Source organism: Pedobacter nanyangensis (assembly GCF_003313505.1).
Classification (GTDB): Bacteria; Bacteroidota; Bacteroidia; order Sphingobacteriales; family Sphingobacteriaceae; genus Pedobacter; species Pedobacter nanyangensis.
Window position 1 is genome coordinate 475169 of record NZ_QMHO01000003.1, and the last position, 17508, is coordinate 492676.

Consider the following 17508-nt stretch of genomic DNA (forward strand, 5'->3'; position numbering starts at 1 on the left):
CATTTGATGGGTTTGGCGCAAAAAATAGCCAGCTGCAAAATGAGCTGGCTATGGTTAAAATGCTTAATTAACGGCAACTACAACTGATGACACGCTATCATTAAAACTGATATCGGTCAGGCAATCTTCATCTGCGGTAAGTGTAACTGACGTACCACCAAAGCCGTCGTTTTTATATGAGGTAATTTTTAATCCCGCAGGTACTTTTACGGCCGAAGCATCATCATTAACAAAGCCCAGGGCTTCAAGCTGTGCCTTTGTATAGGAGCCAACAGCAAGGGAAGCGCTCCAGCCGCCATAGTTGCAATTTTGATAAAGGGTAACCGCCGTTGGTGCTGTACTACCTGTAGGAGCTGCCTCGGCATACGTGGTTGCAATTCTGATACGCTTAACAAAGTGGGTAGCCTGCGATTCATCGCCACCGTACACCCCCCATTTAGGATCGCAATAGTCGCTATCCAACGTCCGGCAATAATAACGCTGGCTTCCGTTGCTTAAGGTTTGCTTAACGCCGTTGTACCAAAGCTCCACATAACCTGTTGAGGCGCTGTACGAAGCATTGATACGCATGGTAAAATCCAACCAAGCACTTGTAGTTAACGGCGTAGACCACAATACAAAAGCGGTATGATTGGCATCAAAATACTGCAATTCGATGTTTCCGTTTTTGGTTCTGAGCATTAAAGGATGATTGGCCAACGAGCCTTCCGTTGGGTAAGATTTCCATTGCCAAATCGCATCGGTTTTAAGGTTAGTTGGCATATATATCTTACTTCGCCAGCCCACATAAAATGAGGTTCCTTCGGGCGCACTAAAACCTACCGATCCATGCCCTTCGGCACGGTGGCTACCCGCTGGTTTCAGAAATTTCCATACTGGTGTTCCTGTTTCGTCATTGACCACGGTAACGGTACCGCTTTGCTCCACATTAATTGCTTTCCATACCGCAGCACTGCCAAGAGAAGCATCTCCGTTATGTAAAATAGATTGGGTGGTGATACCGCCAGATGTGTTTTTTGAGAAAGGAGCTTTCTTCTCTTCCAGGGCATCGTTTTGCGTTTCACCATTTTTTTTACAGCCACTTTGAAACATAGCAAGGGCTACAACAATTGCAAGAATGTTGATTTTTTTCATGATTACTGGTTTTAAATATTTGGTTATTAATTAATTGAATAGGTTAATTGCTTTTCAACAGACTTACGGTTCTATCGGCATTTAAAAAAGGTTATTCTATTTCCAACAATCTGTGATGAAAAGTAAGGGAGGCGGTTATATTCGGGAGGGAAGGCTCATAGGGTCAATACAATACATCAACCTTAGAGCATTGGCATTTAACGTGAGTTTACTATGTGTCTATGTGTTTGTATTTATTAAAAAAGAAATATAACCACATAGACACATGGGGGTTTATTATTGTAAAAATGCGGCGGCAGTCCATAATATTGGTGCTTGCCCATGCATATCGCCTGTGATGCGTTTACGGTCGAGGTAGTATTGCAAATCGTTTTTCTTGTTGGTGCCTTCGCATACATCGCTTACCTCGGCATTGGCATCAATTTTAGAGACGAGGGCCAACCAAGCTTTACGTGCCGCAGGTGCATACGTTTTTTGGGAAAGCCAGCCATTTTTTACGCCGGTGACCATGGCGTAGGCAAACATGGCGGTACCCGAGCTTTCTTCCCAAGAAGCGGGCACGTCTATCAACTGGCGCCACATTCCAGAATTGGTTTGGTACTTAAGCAAGGAGGCCATCATCGTTTCGTAACCCTTCAAAATCCGAGTTCGCTCAGGGTGATTTTTAGGAAGGGCAGTGAGTATTTCGGTCATCCCTGCGGCCATCCATCCATTTCCCCGTCCCCAAAAGAAAGGCACATCTGGTGCGTGATAAAATAGGCCATTTGTTTTTTGCAACGAATCAAGGTACACCACCATTTCTTTGGCAGCTCGATCCAAGTATTTTTTTTCTCCCGTAGCTCGATAGGCCTGCGTTTGCAAGGCATTGATCATGAACATATCGTCAATCCACATGCGGGTTTGCCAAGTAAGCCCTTTGCTATAAAACACATGCGATTCGGGCACTACTCTTTTGCCTTCGGGTGGGCCCCATTGTTTATCAGCTATGCTTTGGCCCATTTCTAGGTATCTCTTTTCTTTGGTCTGCTTGTAAAGCTCTAAGGGTACGGTCCCAAATACACAATAGTCTACGTGGTCTGGTACAGGTATCATCGACGCTTTTTCACCAAAAAAGGGCTCAAAACGTTTGGCCAGTTGCCATAACAGTTCATTACTATTGCTCTCTTTAGCAAACTTTAATGCGCCATACCATGCACAGGTTTCGGCATAGGTAATTACTTTAGGGGGTGTTGGCCTTCCAAAGTTGGTATGCGGCGTTACGATAAAACGATCGGCAACCCGCTTACCTATCTCCGCTGGAGAGGTACCTTTCGGCCAGTTTTCAAATTCTTTTACAGCTTTCTGTGCCTGTGCGGATATGCTGGTACCTATTAACAGCATCATCCATAAACCAATATTTTTCTTCATATTTTAAATACTTGATGTCGGTAAAAAATCTTCCCTATAAGGACTAAAAACATCGATCAACATGCCTGGCTCCAAACAAACACAGCCATGTATTTCGTGTGGGGGCACATAATAACCATCGCCTTTTTTAATGATTTTTTTCTCCTTGCCAATGGTCATTTCGAAGATGCCGCTTTCTACATACGTCACTTGGGTATGGTAATGCTCATGCAGTTGTCCAACGGCGCCCGCTTCAAATTTCACCTTTACCAGCATTACGTTTTCGCCATAGCCGTAGCATTGTCTTTTGATACCGTTTCCTAAATCTTCCCAGGGTATTTCTCCATCCATTTGAAATAAGGCTCCTTGTAACATATTATTGATTTTTAAATAGTTGATAAGATTTTCTATGGTTTTGTGTTGACGTAACTGAGGTGCGGCACGCTGTTTTCATAAATGAAGTCAGCAATTTTAGCAGGCTGTTCTATTGGGAAATGGTGGCCTGCTAAGGTTTGCTTGCCCAATGTCATTGGAATAATGGTTGCCGGGCCGCCTTTTAAAATATAATTATGCACTAATAAGAGTGTATTTTCGGCGATGGGCACAATGCCATCGTTTAGACCGATTACATGCAGTATGGGCACCTTGAAGGAAGCTAGACGATCTAGATTATCTTTGGGCTGATCATCGTATTGTAGTGCCTGTTCTTCTGTAAAACCATACACTTCGAGTAATTTCTTCCAGTCCGCTGCTGATCCTTTACCGGTTCCCTTACCGCCTGGCCAGCTTTTGAAATCGCAAACCGGGGCTTCGGCGTAAATACAGCTCACCCTATCCGGATGTCGCTTTGCCCAGCCATACACGTATAATCCACCGCGACTAATCCCTTCTAGTGCTACCTTGGGTGCAAATCCTTCCTTTGAGATGAGGTATTGGTAAAACTCGTCCCATATGTTTAAGGCTTTGGCATGACCATAAAGATCATTGGTATTGATGTAGGCTACATGAAAACCTCTTTCCAGCAATATGCTATCTGGTTGTACATGCCAATCGGGAAAATAGGCTTTCCAAACCCAGGGTTTACCTGGCAAAGCTTTTTTAGGGGCAATGATCCAGGCGTTATAACCCTTGAACTTAAATTCATTTTTTTGGAAATGACGCCACTTGCTTTCTTTTTCTTCGGTTAATGGAGATTGGGCCATCACCGGCAAAACAAAACAGCCATAAATTAGGAGAAGATAAAAGCGTTTCATAACGAATTATTTAGCAACATTTTTTCCTGTTAGCCGCAAGGTAAGCTGTGCCTCGAATAACGATTTTGGCAACACTTGTTTACCCTGATCTTGATTGATGCCTGCATTTTCGAAAGTTACCTTGCGATCAGACTGAAAACCTACCAAAATAGGCTGTGCAATGGTGTAGTTTCGGCGTTTATGAAGATCCCAGAAATTGTAGTGTTGATCTTTTGCTGATTGATGCTGAAAATTCCATAGCACCAAATGCTTGCCATGATGCGGGTGACCAGGTTCAGGGCCGCCCAAGTTATAAAAAACACCACCCTTAATGTCATCGTACAAAGTGGCAAAGGGTTGTCCCGAGTGGATATCGATGTTTTGATCGCTGCCCAAAGTACATTGCGTAATTACGGTACCCACTGCGCTATAACCAGTTCCAGCACCGTGATGTTGTGCATCGTTGAAGTTGCAGTTTTTAATCAATACGCCATACCCCGTGCGGGCATGAACGGAGGCGTGACCTTTTTTTCCCTTAAAGTTGACGTTGAGTACGCTTACCTGATAACCTGAACGGATAAACAGTCCTTCGTTCCAATCGCGAAATTCGCAGTTTCTCACCCAACTGTTCTTTACGTATTCCATGCCTACGGCTTCCCAGGCATAATCGTGAATGGCATTTTTATGGTGTACAAAATCCTCCCCATAGGTTTTCCAGTTGCTGGTAAATAAAATATCCTCCACGCCGCATTCTTCCATGTAGTTGTAGGTAGCTAATTCAAATGCTGCGCTTTTAACCATCCTTAAATCAAAGTGCAAGGGGTTTTTAAATTTCACCTTGTTTCCTTCTATCTTTTCAATGGTATGAATTTCGTTGATCAGCATCCCGCCTTTATCGCCAAATAATCTCGACCACTCTGGCTTTAACTGTAGCGGTGCAAAATAAATCTTGGTAAATTCTTCGCTTTTATGGCGTATCACCACATCCTGTCCTACTTTTAAGGCCGAAGCCTCTGCCACTTCTACCCAAAAGCTTTCTCTATCGGCATCTTTGATGATGGTGGTTAACTTTTTTGCACTTAAATCCGTTGGTTTAAACTGAATTTGGCGGCCATTGATCCGCATTTTATCTTGATAAATTTCTGTTCCTCCTGCGCCGCTACCACTGCCCTTTAAAATGATGTTGCTTTTAGAAATACGGATAAATTTTGTGCTATCTGTGTCGGCAGCAATTAAAAACTTCCCCGATGGAAAAAATACCACTCCGCCATCTTTGTTTTTTTCGGCCGCATCAATGGCTCGTTGGATGGCCTCATCATCATAGCCTGCATCATTAGGTTTTGCGCCGTAATCAACCACGTTAAATACCTTTTTGCCCGAAACCTCTGGGATTGATTTTTCGGAGAAATGATATCCCGCAAAAGAGAAATCTGGCAGTATCGGCGTTTTTCCAGATTGCTTGGCGGCCACAAAATCGGCCCACAATGGAGATACTTTTTGGGCAAAGGTAGCGCTACACAATGCCAATATTGACATGGTTAAAAAAAATTTTTTCATAAAATCATTATCGGTTTTTAATCTATCGCTCCTGTTTTCATTTTGCTGGTAGGTTTTAAGGAACTTCCCTTTATTTCTCCTTTTACTTCTAATTTAACCACGGTAGCAATGGGATCAATTGCCTGCGCTGGAACCTCTATCGCCACCGCATCGCCTTGGGCATAAGTTTTTAATTTTGCTCCGTTACTCAACAAGGTTGCAGCTACCACTGGATGTTTTAGTTGGGGGATGATCAGTTTTCCATCTTTTGGCCAATCAAATACGGAAAGATATAATTTGGTCTTACCTTTTTCAGTTTTTTTGGTAATTCGCCCCCAGGGCACCACTGGCAATGGATTGGCCGTTGTGGCATAAATTGCTTCGTGATTAACTTTCATCCAACTTCCAATTTCCTTTAACCGGTCTATACTTTCTTGCGGGAAAGAACCATCGGGCTTTGGCCCTACGTTAAGCAGGTAATTCCCTCCTTTTGAGGCAATGTCGATAAGGTTACGGATCAAGGTTGATGCGGGTTTCCATTTATGGTCAGATACACGATAGCCCCAAGTACCGTTCATGGTCATGCAGGTTTCCCAATACTGTCCATCCAATTCGCTCTGGTCAGGTATTTTTTGCTCGGGAGTTTTGGTATCTCCTGGAAAGTTTGGTCGTTTCAATCGATCATTGGTAATAATTGCAGGTTGTTTTTTAAGTACTTCCTGAAGCTTTAATGCGGCTTCATCGGTCATGTTGGTAGGCGTATCCCACCAAAGCACGGCAATATCACCATAATTGGTCATCAACTCTTTTAGTTGAGGTACGGCCACATCATCAATATATTGATCAAAGGTTTTTGTTTCCTGTACAGGATCCCACTTGCCTTTATGTGCCGCAGTATAGTTATCAATGTTGGTGCTGTCGGGATTAGGCCAACCTTCCCGCATCAATTTACGAGCTACCGAGCCTCCTGCATTGCCCCAATCTTGCGCTTGCGAATAATAAAATCCTAATTTTATCCCGTATTTCTTACATGCTTCGGCCAATGGTTTTAACAGGTCTTTTCCATACGGTGTGGCATCGGCAATGTCCCACTTGCTAGCTTTTGAGTTGAACAGCGCAAAACCATCATGGTGCTTGGCGGTAATTACCAAATATTTCATGCCCGCATCTTTGGCCATTTTCACCCAAGCATCGGCATCGTATTTTACGGGATTAAACTGCTTAGCGATTTCTTTATATTCGGCTACAGGTACCTTCATCCTATTCATGATCCATTCGGCGCCACCTCTAGCTTGTTCGTGACCTTTGTACTGTCCGGCCATTTGCGCATATACACCAAAGTGGATAAACATGCCGAAACGTGCTTCGGTCCACCATTTCATTCTTTCTTCTTTGCCAAGGGCTTGTTGCGCTTTCGCTAAAGGGGTGATGAGCATTAATACCAACCATAATTTGCTTATTCTTTTTAACATGATGATTGATTTGATCGTGATGATATGATGTTTTGTCTTCATTACTAAAACTTATTTGCTTGATATTGCTATTTTATGGGTCATCCATTTTGGTCCAATATCCGTATGCTTCAAAATGGATAATTGCGACTCGCTCAATTGTGCGCCTACATCTTTTTGCTTGATGAAAGAAAAAGTACCCCTAAATGCGCCTTTTACCGGGCTTGAAACTTCTGGTTGCCAAATCAGCCCATCCTTTTTAAGCTTGGCATCAACCCCTTTAAAACCTTTTAGAAGCTCAATAGCGGTTGATTTATCGTTAACTAAATTTCCGTCGAAAGTTACGTCTGCCGCTGAATCTACCATGGTTACTGTATTAGTGGAATTGCTGATTAGGTTATTGGCTACGACTACTCTTTGTGGTGGCAAAATACGATCTGCATTTTTTCCAGCTCCAATGGAAAAGGCCTCTTTACAATCCACCATGGTATTGGCTACCACCGTGGCATCCTTAACCTGCCAATGGCTCACCAGTTGAGGGTTTGGCAAACCATCCATCACTGAAATTGCGGCCCTTAAGCCTGTGCCCGTTAAGCCCTGCAAGTAATTATTGTACACCTGATGATGCTCGCCAATAATTCTGATTCCACCGGTATTTTTAATATTGTTCCCGATAAAGATATTTCCGAAAACCTGGTTATAATTTCCATGGCGTAAAGTCAAGGTGCCTACGCTTTCGTAAAAAAGGTTGTTGGAAATGGTGTTACGACAAGATTTTACCGAAACAATTTCGGTTTCGCCATTGCATTGCGCAAAAATGTTCGACTCTACTTTGGTAAACGAATCGTACATTGACCAAGTGCTGGTTCCAATACGAATGGTTTCACCACCGTTGCCGTCAATGTCTGGCCGCGGTCCAAAATAATTATGATCTATTTGATGATGGTTAGGCTTGGCCGAAAGCCATACCACTAAGGTAGGCCCCAGATTGGTTTTCCCTTCAAAATAACAATGGTCTACCCTGTTACGGCTTCCGTACAACGAAACGTAAGTATATTCTTTAGTCTTTTCGCTAGGGTTAAATTTTACCACAGCGGAGTTGGTTAAACGACAATTGGATGATTTCTCCGTAAAAAGGATCACATCTTCGCCATTGGTTGCGCCATTTATAAAGTTCAAGCCCTCCACCACCAACCAAGTGCCGTCTATCTGAATGGATGACTTGCCTGTCAGATTTATCAACGGAGCATTTTCGGCGCTCAATGTGATAGGATTTTTACTGGTCCCTTTCCCCTTAAAGATCAGTTGTTGGTCCTGCCAGTTGCCATTTTTAAGCATCACCTTGTCACCCGGCTTTAGCGTTAGCTTGGCAAGCTCGGCAGCCGAAGTAATGGAATAATTTTTGGCAAAGCCTTGAAACGCCAAGAAAATTAAACAGCCAGTTAAAAAAAACTTAAATCTCATATTCGGTTAGTGGTTAATGATCTAATGATTATTTCAGGTTTTTCTTTCTTAGCAATGCTTCCAGGTAGTAATAATCAGCATAGTTTAAAGGTACATCTACCTCAAATTTGCCTGGTTTTGAACCCGTACTGTGCAATAAAATGAAGCCAAAGGAAGAGCCTACAGGTGCTGTATATTTGGTAGCCAACGATTCGAGAATTTGATCGGCTTTTTTACGATAATCTTTTCTGGCTTTGCTGTATGTATTTAGTTCATACAACGCTGATGAAATTAAGGCTGCAGCAGAGGCATCTCTAGGTTCGTTAGGGATTCCAGGGGCATCAAAATCATAATATGGCACCAAATCCTTAGGCATATTGGGGTGATTGAGGATAAACTTTGCGACATTTTCTGCTTGTGCCAAGTAGCGTGGGTTTTTGGTATAGCGGTAACACATGGTGTAGCCATATAGGGCCCAAGCTTGCCCACGTGACCATGCCGATTCGTGGCTATAGCCCTGGTGCGTATTCTTTTTAAGCACCGCTCCTGTTTTTGGATCATAATCAATCACATGATAAGAGCTGTAATCGGCACGAAAGTGATTTTTCATGGTGGTGTTGGCGTGGCTCACTGCAATTTTGTAAAACGATGAATCGCCAGTGAGCTTGGTGGCTTCGAACAACAGTTCAAGGTTCATCATGTTGTCGATAATTACTGGGTTTACCCATTTATCGCGGCTGTGGTCCCACGACAAGATGACCCCAGTTTTAGGGTTAAAGCGTGTAGACAGTGTTTTTGCAGCGGTGATGATCACGTCACGGTAATGAGGATCATGGGTTAAACGGTAACCATTTCCCACACTGCAATAAATCTTAAAGCCCATATCGTGTGTGGTTCCGTTGTTTTTTTCCTGTTCCACCTGGGCAGTGAATTTCTTCGCAGCGGCTTTCCAGTGCTCGGTTCCATAAAATTCATCTAAATACCACAAAACTCCGGGGAAAAATCCACTCGTCCAATCTCTGGATGCTACAAGTTTGAGATGCCCATCTTCAATGGTCCGTGGCGAAAAGAGTTGAGGTTTTTGGGGATCTTTTGCTTTTTCTACCTCTTTTAAAAGAAGGTCTGTTTGGGTTGCCGCATGCTGGAAAGCTTTTTTAACATCTACCTTCTGTGCAAAAACAGCAGTCTGCAATCCTAATAAAACAATGGCTACGGCTAGGTGTCTAATTTTCATCTGTAATTTTTTATGATTAATTGATCGGAATCAACTGAACTTCTAAGAGCTTCATCAATTCGCTTTTTAAAATGGTATTGGGATTAATTTCTATGCGATGTAAACCTTTTGCCAATGGTATTTCGCCAATCACTTGTGTCACTACCTTCGTATCGCCAATCAGTACCTCTTTTTTAAAATCCTGTTGGTCTATTTTAAAATTGTAGCTGCCGCCACTTTCTTTTCCCGCTAGGTATTTTATCTCTATTTTAAATTTTTGTGCTGCGCTTGTTCTGAAAACCCAACTGACCGATTGCTCCTTTTTCTCCCATCCTTCTACATAAAAACGGTCGGTTTTCCCATCTCCAAACTTAAACCCTTTGCTTAGGTTGGCATCAAAAGCCAGCAAGCGAGTTAAAGGGATATTGGTAGCCACGTAAGGTACCTGATCCGTTTTAAGGGGTTCGTTTAAGCGCAAGGTAATGACCGTGTTGGCGGTGTCTGGAGCTTGCTTGGGTACATCAATATAAAAATCACCCTCCCCTAGGGTTTGAATGTGCAAGTTTGATTTTTTAGGGTCAGCCAGTAGATAAGCCTTACTTATTTTCGATTTTATACCACCAACATATAATTTTCCATCCTTGGGCCAATTAAAAACATGCAGGTAGATTTTATTGGCATTTTGCGTAGTTACGCCCCAATTTTGCAAGGGCAATGGTGTTTTATTTGTTTTGTAAATACTTTCTGCATTTTTACCTACCCATTTTTCTATACCCGCCAGTATTTGCAGATCCTTGGCATCAAAAGTACCATCTCCTTTGGGCCCAATGTTCATCAACAGGTTTCCATTTCTGGAGGCTGCTTTAGCCAAAAGCTGAATCAAAAACCCTGGCGATTTATGCGAATGATCGTATTTGCTATAACCATAGGATTCGTTAGTGGTTGGAATAGCTTCCCAATCGCCTTCCACGGGATAAAATTCAGCAGGTCTATCTGCGGTATTTTTATAATCACCAAAATTGGCACTGGCACTTCTTACCAACCTTCCATTCACCACCACATTCGGGTCTGTTTCTCTGATGGCTTTTAAAATCCGAATGTTTTCAGAAAGTGGCAACTTCTGTGGCGTATCAAACCATAAGATATCTGGATGGTATTTTGTAAGCAACTCTTTAATTTGCGGAATAGCTTTTTCATCTACATATTTAACTGCCTTGGGCAACAATTCCGGATGTTCTACATACCAATTTACACCGCCATACAATCCCAAATCGCCCCCCGGATTTTTATATTCCCAATCATTCCCCGGCGCATTTGGATGTTCCCAATCAAAGGCATGGGAATAGTAAAAGCCAAACTTCATTCCGTGATTTTTAGCCGCGGCGGCCAACTCGGCTATGGGATCTCTTTTAAAAGGTGTTTGTTTAGCGATATCGAAATCACCCACGTTTGAGGGATACATCGCAAAACCATCGTGGTGCTTGGCGGTAATGATAAAATAATTCATTCCCGCTTTTTGAGCATCCAGTATCCATTTATCGGCATTAAAAAGTATGGGATTAAACTGATGGGCGATATCCAAGTACTCTTTTCTGGTAATTTTTTCCTTGCGCATTAAATGCTCTGCATAGCCACCTACTTTTTTGCCCTTCCACTCGCCGGCAGGTAAAGAATAAATCCCCCAATGGATAAACATCCCAAATTTGGCATCCCGCCACCATTGAATGCGCTGTTCATGTGTTTTCATGGAAGCGGTCCACCAAGTGTTAAGGGCTTGATCAATGGCTTTTTGATCGCGTTCCTTTGATTGGTTGAACATTTCCTTATCCTCATCGCCCGCTACCTGACCAAAAGCCAAGCTGTTAACCGACAAGCCTAATAAACAGATAAGTAGTTTTTTCAGTTTCATTGTTGATGATGAATTAGCTATAGCCAAATTAACGGGTTACGAATGGGTAGGTTTCTAATCACTTCTTCCACCTTTGGCTCGTGTTCCAATGTTTTCCAAGTGTTTAACCAGTTGTTATTTTGATAAGCATTGGCACCCATTAGCAAAAAAGGTTGTGCTACTGGCCAATTTTCCCAATACATCACATCTTTTGGGTAAGGCCATTTGGTTTTATCGGCCACAAAGGGATAAAGAAATGCGATACCCTTCTTGATCGATTTTCCATCGGCGGTTTCGTAGTTCCATAAATTGTCATCCTTTACGGATAAAATTTGGCAGATCATACTCATGGCATCGAGGTTAAAGATGGAATAACCATAAGGCTTGGTACGGGCCAGTTCTAAAGGGAAGCTGCCATCAGCCGACATTTGATTGGGCAGCAATACATTTTTATAACGGTCACGACAAAAATCAAGTAGTTTTTTGTTTTCCGTTAATTTGGCAAATGAGGCCACCTGCATGACCCAACAAGTACCGTGGTTATTTTTTGCATTCAGTTCATCCTTACCGTATGGATGGGTAGTTAACCAGTGGAGATAATCGGCAAACCATTGCTTTAAATCCTTAAGTGTAGAAGCTTGGATAGCTGATTGCATGACTAATATGCCCTGCGCTACTTCCATTAAATGGATGGTATCGATAATGCCAATGCCGCGTCCCGTAAACCTGCCCTGTATGGCTTGGGCATATAACAAATTGGGATTCATGAGGGTTGCGGCATCGCAAAACCAAGCTTTTAAGTGTACCAATGCACCTTCTACATATTTTTTATCGCCAGTGAGTTTGTAGGCCGATGCCAATGCCCCCACAATACGGCTAAATCTGATCATGGCCAATCGATGGGCCACAAAAATATCGGGATTGGTCATACCATCTTTTTGAACATAAGGTCCCGATGGATTTTGAGGATCTGGCCACCAATAATCGCCTTCGGAAAAGAAATCGTGCTTACCTCCAGCACTTCTGGGCGAGCTTTGCGCCGTTACCGTGACGGGTTGTTGTTTCAATGCCCAAGCGGCTTCCTTTAGGATTTGTTTTCGTAATACCTTAGCAGCTTCGTCCCTATACGATTGAGCCAGAGCAGCGTTTGAAACAACCACAACAAAAAGGAGTAAACTATATTTAAGCAAAAGTCGCATCATGATTTAGTCATTAAGGTCCAAATAATTTTCCCTAAGGTATTAGGTTTATTTTTTTCGGGAGCCGAAATGTTTCCTTTTATTCCATTGGCGGTGCGCTGAATATTGATTTGTCGCCAGCTGTACTGGCCTTTTTCATAATTGAAAGTTTCGCCATCATCATCATACAAAAGATATTGACCAGGTTTTTCTCCATAGTAACGAATTTCAAGGTCAATTTTCTCACCCGATTTTGGCGCATGGAGCATGGCGGGCATCATCGGTATAATTCCGCCATCTTTTACATAAACAGGAATTTTATCCAAACCTGGTGTAACGGTAATTACGGTACCTTCTCCAGCAAATTCGCCGGTGTAAAAGTCGTACCATTTACCTTTTGGCAACACTACCTTTCGGGTAACTTGTCCGGTAAACATTGGGGCCACCAAAAGATATTCACCTGCCATATATTGGTCTTTAATTTCCTTGGAAACGGCTTCGGCATAAGGATTTTCTTCGAGATTTAAATTGGCTTTTTCTGTGTTGAGTTGCTGATTAAAGCCATCTTCCAAATTCATTGCCCTAAAAGGCGGCGTACCTTCAAAATGGTATTTTGCAAACTCGGTATACCAGTAAGGCATCATTTGCATCCGCAACAGGGCGAATGATTTCACCTGCTTTTCTACTTCGGGATAACTCCATGGCTTGGTACCGCTAGACCAGGCATTGATCATGGCCATGGGCGAAAATACATTGGATTGAAACCGCCGCAACCATTCCTCGCCAGTTTTGGAGGCACGCACTTCGGGGGTCCATAGCACGCCTGCAAAACCACTGTTAATTAATGCGGTGATAAAATCTTCATGGTTGTAATAATCGTTATAAAGCACATAAGGAAATGAGGTTCCTCCTCCATTAGATGCTCTTACCAAACCAAATGTGCGTTGGTTACGTTTTTTAAAAATCTCGGCAGTGTACCGCTGCATTAACAATCCATAGGTTTGTCGCATTTGCTCGGCGCTTAAACCCGATGGGAAAGTTGCCACATCTGGCCACAGGTAATGGTCGTAACCATCCACTTCATCTATTTTATAGCCACTTACGCCTATTTCTATTTGATTTTGCTGCAATTGCGAAAAAAACAGCGCTCTTGCCTTGGGCAGGGTTAAATCTGGAACCACACCCAGCCATACCGTGTGGGAACTTGTCAGTGGTAAAATTTCTTTGTAAAATGGTGCATCAGGAGAAACATAGGGATTGAGCCACAAATTAAGTCTGATACCTTTGTTCAACATATCTGCCACAAACTTTTGAGGGTTTGGAAAACGTCCCATATCCCAAGTAAATGTGCCAGGATAGGCTTTGCTTTGCCAACCAGGTTCTAAGCCCACAAAATCAAGCGGATAACCTTTTTCCTTAAAGGTATATATTTCTTTTTCTACTTCGGCAGCGGTAAACCTGGTCATTACTCTTTGGGTAAAACCTAAACCCCATTTTGGAGGCAGGTATCCCCCACCATTAAAAAGATTATACCTTTTAATGGCATCAAGCGGTTTTGGTCCAGCAAATACATAAATTTCTACGCCAGCAGCGGGTACCTGAAATTCTACAGCATCGGAATATGGCCTCGAAGCCCATGTTTTATCGGTGTTTCTATCTTTTGGCGTAGGAAAATTCTCACTGTCTTTTCTTACGCCCGTTCCGGCCCAAACTTTAAGGTATCTGGCCGTATTGATAAAAACACCATAGCCATTGGAGGAGATATAAAAGGGTGTTGGCGCATGGGTACGCCCATTATCTTTACCGCCATAATGATCTACATGCAACTCAAGGATTTTACCTCTTTGGTGTACGGTTTGAAAGTTAAGTCCAAAACCATAAAGCTGCTCATTTTTTTCGAGCGGGAAACGCAATTGGGTTTTCCCATCACGTAATGAAGCCACAATATTTTGCTGAACAAAAGGAAAATCAGCCTTCCCCAACTTGGTTAAAGCTTCCATATTGGGTGAGGTTCCAGCTGCTTTTAAAAGATCGTAAGCCTCGGGGCTACCTACTACGCCTTTCCATACGCCGGGCATTACTTCAGACCAAGTGATACTTTGCGAATTGGCCTTAAAAAAATGCGACAACAATAGTGCAATACCTAATAGTATTCGAGCAGCTTTCATGGTTTAAATATTCGGTTAAAATTTGAGATTTTGTTTCCCTCTTATTGCAAATAAGCAATAAATAATGAGGTTTTATTCTGTCTATTTACCTCATTATTCAGCAATTTTACCATTGGATTGACCAGTTCAACCTCATGTTGGTTTATTCCATTGATTTTTAGTCCAGCGCTTTATTTTACAGGCACAATGGTATAACTTTTACCCTTCTCCGTTTTAAAACTAATGGTGTAGCCTTTATCAGTTTTAATAGGTTGAAGCTTTGCATTGGCATTTTTTTGATAAGATGGTTTTTCGAAATTCTGCATTAGGGCATTTACTGGAATAGCATTCGTTTGATTTCCTGTAACTTCTACCACCCGTACCTGGATGGGTGTTCTTAAACGGCAATTACCTCCTATTATCGATTTGATCTTTGCTTGGGTAAGCTTTCCATTTTCCCAGGCGATTGCTACTTCGAAATTTCCCCTGGCCTTAATGCCTTTGATAGATCCAGCAGACCAGGCATCTGGTAAAGCTGGCAATAAACTGATTTCGCCCTCATGGCTTTGCAACAGCATTTCTGTCATGCCCGCTGTACCTCCAAAATTACCATCGATCTGAAACGGTGGATGTGCATCAAAAAGGTTGGGATAAGTGCCACCGCCACTCATTTGTCCGCGGCTTTGCGTAGGATCGATATAATTAAAGGCAGTATTTAGGATATTATAGGCATGGTTTCCATCTTTCATCCTGGCCCACCAATTGATTTTCCAAGCCATAGACCAACCTGTGCTAATATCTCCTCGATGAATAAGTGTTTGCTCAGCAGCAGCAGCCAGTTCAGGGGTTTGCCGTACGGAAATCTGGTTACCAGGAAATAGGCCAAACAGATGCGAAATATGACGATGCGTATCTTTTGGATCATCCCAATCGCCATACCATTCCTGCAATTGTCCGTACTGGCCAATATGATAAGGGTATAACTTATTTTTAGCGGCTTCGAGTTTAGCGCTAAAAGCAGCATCAATATTCAATATTTTGGAAGCTTTGATACAAGCGGTAAACAGTTCGCGGATAATGGCCATATCCATGGTGCTTGCCAAGCTCAACTGATATTCCTTGCCCTTGATTTTTACGGTATTTTCTGGAGAAGTTGATGGGTTGGTGACCAAATAACCCGTTTTTGGATCGGTAATGAGCCAGTTTAACAGAAACTGCGCTGCACCTTTCATGAGCGGATAAGCTTCTTTTGAAAGGAAATTTTTATCTCCCGTAAATTGATAATGCTCCCACAGATGGGTACTGAACCAACCGCCGGCCATGGGCCATGCCGACCATCGTGGTGCGCTTTTAGGGTCCCAATCGTATCCGCCTGGTGGCGATGTTTTGGCCCAAAGATCCGAATTGTGGTGAGCTGTCCATCCTTCCTTAATGTTGTAGTTTACCTTAGCTGTTTTTGCGCCGTTAATGGCCAGCTCTTTCATAAAATCAAACAAGGGCTGGTGACATTCGGAAAGGTTCGTGTTTTCAGCCAACCAATAGTTCATTTCGGTATTGATATTGGTGGTATAATTGCTACCCCAAGGCGGGATCACCTTATCGTTCCAAATGCCCTGCAAATTGGTTGGCCTAGAGCCAGGACGAGAGCTGGCAATCATCAGGTAACGACCAAATTGATAATACAATACCTGCAATTGATGGTCGCCGCCATTTTCCTTGAATTTTAAAAGGCGTTCGTTCGTTGGGCTTGCCGAAAAATCTTTTTGGGTTTCCAATTGAAAAGAAACCCGGTTAAATAAACTTTGATAATCGCTGATATGGGTGTTTTTAATTTGTTCGAACGATTTTGCAAATGCCAACTGCATTTTGGCCTTGGCCTCAATCGCTGGATCTTTGCCTTCAAAACCTGGCGACTTGTCAAAACCATTGAAACTGGTGGCCTCTGATAAATAAAGCGTCACTGCATTGGCATCTTTAATGGTCAATTGTTCGCCATTTGCCTTCACACTACCACCATCAAGCTTCACTTTTACATGTATTTCAAAATTCATTCCCTCTCCTTTTTCGTTGTCATCATAGGCTACTTGAAAAGGTTCATAATCTCTATTTGCCACATGTTTAGGTGCTTTTCCCTTTAACAAAAGATAATCATTGGCTGCAGTTGTGGTTTTGTAACGCAATAAACTGGTTAGCCCCACCGAAAAATTGAGCGCTCCTTTTTGGTCGGCGGTTAAATGCACCACCATGATCTTATCGGGATAGCTTACCAAGGTTGTTCTGGTATAGGTCACATCCCCCACTTTATAACGTACCGAAGCTACACCATTGTTAAGGTTTAAATCGCGGTAGTAGGTACTTGCTATTGTATCTTTTAGGTGGTAGTTGATGGCCAAATCGCCCAATGGCAAATACCTTGCTGAATAAGGCCCCTGCATTTTGCGCCAAAGCGTAGTAGCCTTGGTATAATCGCCTTCAAATATCGCTTTGCGCACCTTTGGAAGTATGCTTGGCCCATCGGGGTTATTCCCCGAAGTTGGGTAGCCCGACCATAAGGTATTATCATTAAGCTGATACCGCTCCTTTTTGATCCCGCCAAATACCATAGCCCCTGTTTTGCCATTACCCAACGGCAGGGCTTCTTCCCAGGCTTTTGCTGGTTGGTTGTACCAGAGTTTTAAGTGTGGATTTTCTTGTGCATTGCTAGCAAAAAAGCAACAAATTAGCGTTAAAAGCAGTAGTCGTTCCATCAATAAAAGTTTAAAATTTACAGCCGTCAAGAAACTGTTCAATTTGGTTATCCATTGGAGAAATTTATTGGGCTACGGTTAATTTATATCCGTTTCCCCTCTTACAAAGAAAGGAATAATCTTTTCTGGATATTCTTTAAGATTACCCGAATA

12 protein-coding genes are annotated in these 17508 nt (G+C 42.6%); all 12 read right to left on the reverse strand.

The window, feature by feature from the left end:
- Positions 1-63 precede the first annotated feature (63 nt).
- Complete coding sequence (locus tag DUT71_RS08085; protein WP_113662018.1) at positions 64-1134, reverse strand: heparin lyase I family protein; 1071 nt, start codon at positions 1132-1134, stop codon at positions 64-66.
- A 276-nt stretch (positions 1135-1410) separates the two neighbouring features.
- Positions 1411-2541, reverse strand: a complete 1131-nt coding sequence (locus DUT71_RS08090; RefSeq protein WP_113662019.1) for a glycoside hydrolase family 88/105 protein — start codon at positions 2539-2541, stop codon at positions 1411-1413.
- Between the two features lie 3 nt (positions 2542-2544).
- Positions 2545-2895 (reverse strand): cupin domain-containing protein, encoded by a 351-nt coding sequence (locus tag DUT71_RS08095; RefSeq protein WP_113662020.1) that lies wholly within the window; start codon positions 2893-2895, stop codon positions 2545-2547.
- A 32-nt stretch (positions 2896-2927) separates the two neighbouring features.
- Entirely contained in the window at positions 2928-3773 is an 846-nt protein-coding gene (locus DUT71_RS08100) for an alpha/beta hydrolase family protein (protein ID WP_113662021.1), read from the reverse strand.
- A gap of 6 nt (positions 3774-3779) precedes the next feature.
- Positions 3780-5309 (reverse strand): DUF4955 domain-containing protein, encoded by a 1530-nt coding sequence (locus tag DUT71_RS08105; protein ID WP_240186880.1) that lies wholly within the window; start codon positions 5307-5309, stop codon positions 3780-3782.
- A gap of 17 nt (positions 5310-5326) precedes the next feature.
- Positions 5327-6724 carry an alpha-L-fucosidase gene (locus tag DUT71_RS08110; RefSeq protein WP_394341141.1) on the reverse strand — a complete coding sequence of 466 codons (1398 nt, stop codon included), beginning with the start codon at positions 6722-6724 and terminating at the stop codon, positions 5327-5329.
- A gap of 87 nt (positions 6725-6811) precedes the next feature.
- Positions 6812-8203: a polysaccharide lyase 6 family protein gene (locus DUT71_RS08115; RefSeq protein ID WP_113662022.1), complete on the reverse strand. Its 1392-nt coding sequence runs from the start codon at positions 8201-8203 to the stop codon at positions 6812-6814.
- A gap of 28 nt (positions 8204-8231) precedes the next feature.
- Positions 8232-9416, reverse strand: a complete 1185-nt coding sequence (locus tag DUT71_RS08120) for a glycoside hydrolase family 88 protein (protein WP_113662023.1) — start codon at positions 9414-9416, stop codon at positions 8232-8234.
- A 16-nt stretch (positions 9417-9432) separates the two neighbouring features.
- Positions 9433-11304, reverse strand: a complete 1872-nt coding sequence (locus DUT71_RS08125; protein ID WP_113662024.1) for an alpha-L-fucosidase — start codon at positions 11302-11304, stop codon at positions 9433-9435.
- 17 nt (positions 11305-11321) lie between these two features.
- A complete protein-coding gene (locus tag DUT71_RS08130) occupies positions 11322-12485 on the reverse strand; it encodes an alginate lyase family protein (RefSeq protein WP_394341137.1) in 1164 nt (387 codons plus the stop codon).
- On the reverse strand, positions 12482-14629 hold the full coding sequence (locus DUT71_RS08135; RefSeq protein WP_113662025.1) for a glycoside hydrolase family 31 protein: 2148 nt from the start codon (positions 14627-14629) through the stop codon (positions 12482-12484). The genes DUT71_RS08130 and DUT71_RS08135 overlap by 4 nt, the downstream gene beginning before the upstream one ends.
- Before the next feature lie 170 nt (positions 14630-14799).
- The gene (locus tag DUT71_RS08140; RefSeq protein WP_113662026.1) at positions 14800-17355 is read right to left on the reverse strand and encodes a glycoside hydrolase family 95 protein; all 2556 of its coding nucleotides are present in this window, start codon (positions 17353-17355) and stop codon (positions 14800-14802) included.
- Positions 17356-17508: the final 153 nt, after the last annotated feature.